This is a genomic window from Pseudonocardia pini (assembly GCF_013870575.1).
GTDB classification, from domain to species: domain Bacteria; phylum Actinomycetota; class Actinomycetes; order Mycobacteriales; family Pseudonocardiaceae; genus Pseudonocardia; species Pseudonocardia pini.
On record NZ_JACBXB010000616.1, the window covers coordinates 1 to 3428 of the forward strand.

4 protein-coding genes are annotated in these 3428 nt (G+C 74.1%); 3 read left to right on the top strand and 1 reads right to left on the bottom strand.

All coding sequences use genetic code 11. The annotated features are described in order from the left end of the window. Positions 1 to 13 precede the first annotated feature (13 nt). On the bottom strand, positions 14 to 286 hold the full coding sequence (locus H5J29_RS25825; RefSeq protein ID WP_181783618.1) for a methyltransferase domain-containing protein: 273 nt from the start codon (positions 284 to 286) through the stop codon (positions 14 to 16). 87 nt (positions 287 to 373) lie between these two features. Here H5J29_RS25825 and H5J29_RS25830 point away from each other — a divergent pair, with 87 nt between their 5' ends. The 3 genes from H5J29_RS25830 to H5J29_RS25840 all read left to right on the top strand — a co-directional run. Beyond that, positions 374 to 757 (top strand): hypothetical protein, encoded by a 384-nt coding sequence (locus H5J29_RS25830; protein WP_181783619.1) that lies wholly within the window; start codon positions 374 to 376, stop codon positions 755 to 757. A 93-nt stretch (positions 758 to 850) separates the two neighbouring features. After that, positions 851 to 2650 carry a sodium/solute symporter gene (locus H5J29_RS25835; RefSeq protein ID WP_312858408.1) on the top strand — a complete coding sequence of 600 codons (1800 nt, stop codon included), beginning with the start codon at positions 851 to 853 and terminating at the stop codon, positions 2648 to 2650. Between the two features lie 70 nt (positions 2651 to 2720). Then, positions 2721 to 3428 (top strand): sodium:solute symporter family transporter (locus H5J29_RS25840; protein WP_446686494.1); only part of this gene is annotated, 708 nt, incomplete at its 3' end.

The window sequence follows — 3428 nt, forward strand, 5'->3', positions numbered from 1 at the left end:
CGGGCGACACCGTCTACCGGACCTGGCACACGAACGGCCGGGGCAGCTCGCGGCGCACGTCGGCGGCGAACCAGGGCGTGCGCTCCGCCCACGGGCAGAGCAGCTCGGTCAGCACGCAGAGCGGCTCGAGCGGCGCGGTCGCCGTCACGAGCAGGCCACCGGGTCTCAGCAGCGCCAGAGCCTGGTCGAGCGCGGCCGACAGGTCGGCCACGTAGTACAGCGAGTGCACGAAGTGGACCAGGTCGACCGGCGCACCGGGATCGTGGTCGGCGAAGTCCCCGACCACGACGGTCGGGGTCAGCGTCGGGGCGCCGACCGCCGCGAGCCGTGCCGCGAACTGGATCGCCGACGCCGGGTTCGGCTCGACGCCCGGGTGGCCGATCCCGAGGACACGACCGAGGCCCCGCGCCGGGTGCGCGTCGTGCTCTCCGAGCGCAAGGGCGTGGCCCGCACCGTCCGCACGGTGGTCGACGTGCAGGAGGGCACCCCCGTCGGCGAGCTGCTGCGGGCCAACCTGATCCGCGGACAGCTCAGCGTGGCGATGCGGGTCGGCGCGATCGCGGTGCTGGTCCTGGGCCTGCTCCCGGTGCTGTTCGCGGTGTACCCCGAGCTGGGCCGGGTGGAGTTCCTCGGCCTGCGGCTGCCCTGGCTGTTGCTCGGCGTGCTGGTCTACCCGTTCCTGCTCGGCCTGGGCTGGTGGCACACGAAGGCCGCGGAGAAGGTCGAGCAGAACTTCGCCGACCACGTCCAGGACTAGGACCGACTCCGGAATGCCCATGACCGCGCTCCCCGCGCCGAGCCCACCCCCGGCCGCGTTCTCGGCCCGGCCCCGGACGTCCGCTGCACCGGCGTGGGCCTCCGCCTCGCCGGGAACGACCTCGACCACGACGCCCGCGGGCACGCCGGACCCGGCCGCGACCCGGTGAGCACCCCCTCGATCATCGCGCTGGTCGCGATCGCGCTGGTCGGCGTCGCCTCCGTCGTCATCGGGTCGCTCGGCGTCCGCGTCGCCCGCAGCACCTCGGACTTCCTGGTGGCCTCGCGCACGGTCGGAGCGGTGCCGAACGCGGCCGCGATCTCCGGGGAGTACCTCTCGGCGGCGACGTTCCTCGGCGTCGCGGGCCTCGTGCTGCGCGAGGGCGCGGACGGGCTCTGGTACCCGATCGCCTTCTGCACCGGCTACCTCGCGCTCCTCCTGCTGGTCGCGGCGCCGCTGCGGCGCTCCGGCGCCTACACGATCCCGGACTTCGCCGAGGCGCGGCTGCACTCCCCGCGGCTGCGCCGGTTCTGCACCGCGCTCGTGCTGCTGATCGGCTGGCTCTACCTGCTCCCGCAGTACCAGGGCGCAGGCCTCGCCCTCACGACGCTGACGTCGTTGCCCGGCTGGGTCGGGATCGTGGGCGCGGGCGTGCTGGTGGTGTTGTCCGTCGTCGCGGGCGGGATGCGCTCGATCACGTTCGTGCAGGCCTTCCAGTACTGGCTCAAGCTCACCGCGCTGACCGTGCCCGCCCTGATCGCGCTCGCCCTGTTCGTCGGCTCCGACCGGGACCTGGACCGGCCGACCGCACCGACGTTCGAGGAGACCACCACGATCTCCGTCGAGACGCCCGTCCGGCTGGAGGTCGCGGCCGAGACGACCCTCGAGGCGCGGGGCACGGTGGACGGCCGAGCCGTCGACGGGCCGCTGACCTGGGCGCCCGGGGTGCACGACGTCGACGCGGGGGCCGAGCTGCGGTTCGCCGCGGGCACCGGCGTCCCGGTCCCGGCAGGCACCCCGACGACCGATAGCGAGTGGCTCGAACCACACTCCGGCGGCGCACGGCTGCTCGAGATCTACTCGATCCTGATCGCCGGCATCGCTGGGACGATGGGCCTGCCGCACGTGCTCGTCCGCTTCTACACCAATCCCGACGGCCGGGCGGCCCGCCGGACCACCGTCGTCGTCCTGGCCATGATCGGCGCGGTGTTCGTACTGGTCACGCTGCTGGGCCTGCTGTCACGCGCGTTCACCCCCGAGCTGCTGGTCGACGGCCGCACGGACGGCGCGGTCCTGCTCGTCCCCACCGCCGTGCTGGGCGACGGCTGGGCGGGCTGGCTGCTGGGCGGGCTCGTCTCGGCGGGCGCGGCGGCGGCCTTCCTGTCGACGTCGTCGGGGCTCGTGGTGAGCCTGGCGGGCGTACTGTTCACGGACGTGCTGAAGGGACGGTTGCGGGACTTCCGGCTCGCCGCGCTGGTGTCCGCGCTGGTGCCGATCGGGCCCGCGCTCGCGGTCGTGCGGCTGGACCTGACCCTGACCATCCCGCTCGTGTTCGCGGTGTCCGCCGCGACCTTCTGCCCGCTGCTCGTCCTCGGTGTGTGGTGGCGTGGTCTCACGCCCGCCGGTGCGATGGCCGGACTCGGGGTCGGCGCCGTGCTGTCGTGTGTGGGCGTCGGGTTCGCGCTGGCCGGGACCGTCCCGGAGGGGTCGCTCGGGGTGCTCCTGCTGCGCCCCGCGGTCGTCGCGGTGCCTGCGGCGTTCCTCGTGATGGTGGTGGTCAGCCGGGCCACCCGGACCGCCGTCCCGCTCGACGCGGACCGCACGCTCCTGCAACTGCACGCCCCCGAACGGCTGGGCCTGTCCCGCGAGCGCCTCGACGAGCACTCGCCGTGAGCGGGCGTGTCGGCGGATCATCGGTACAGCGCCTGCGTGCGGTGCCGAGTCCGCGTAGCGGGCGAGAGCGATGAGCGCCACGGCAGTCGCCGCGCTGACCGCCATCCTGCTGGTCGCCGTGGCCTCCACGGCGATCGGCGCCGTGGGGCACCGGGCCCGGCGGACCTCGGACTTCCTGGTCGCCTCGCGGCGGGTCGGCCCGCTCGCCAACGGGGGCGCCATCTCTGGCGAGTACCTCTCGGCGGCCTCGTTCCTCGGGGTGGCGGGCCTGGTCCTGCGCGACGGCGTGGACGCACTCTGGTACCCCGTCGGCTACACCGCGGGCTACCTCTCGCTCCTCCTCTTCGTGGCGGCCCCGCTGCGCCGCTCCGGCGCCTACACGGTCCCGGACTTCGCCGAGCTGCGGCTGCGGTCGCGCGGGCTGCGCACCCTGTGCAGCGTGTTCGTGCTGGTCATCGGCTGGTTGTACCTCCTGCCGCAGCTGCAGGGCGCCGGCCTGACGGTCACGATCGTGACGGGCCTGCCGAGCTGGGTCGGGTCGCTGGCCGCCGGGGTGATCGTGGTCGCCACGGTCGCGTTCGGCGGCATGCGCTCGGTGACCTTCGTGCAGGCCTTCCAATACTGGCTCAAGCTCACGGCGCTGGCGCTGCCCGCGATCGTCGCGGTGATCTTCTTCTTCGGCAGCGGGCACCACTTCGACCGCCCGGCGCCGCCGCAGTTCGCCGCGGACACCACGGTGGACGTCCGCACCGGCGTCGAGCTGGCGACCCAGACCGAC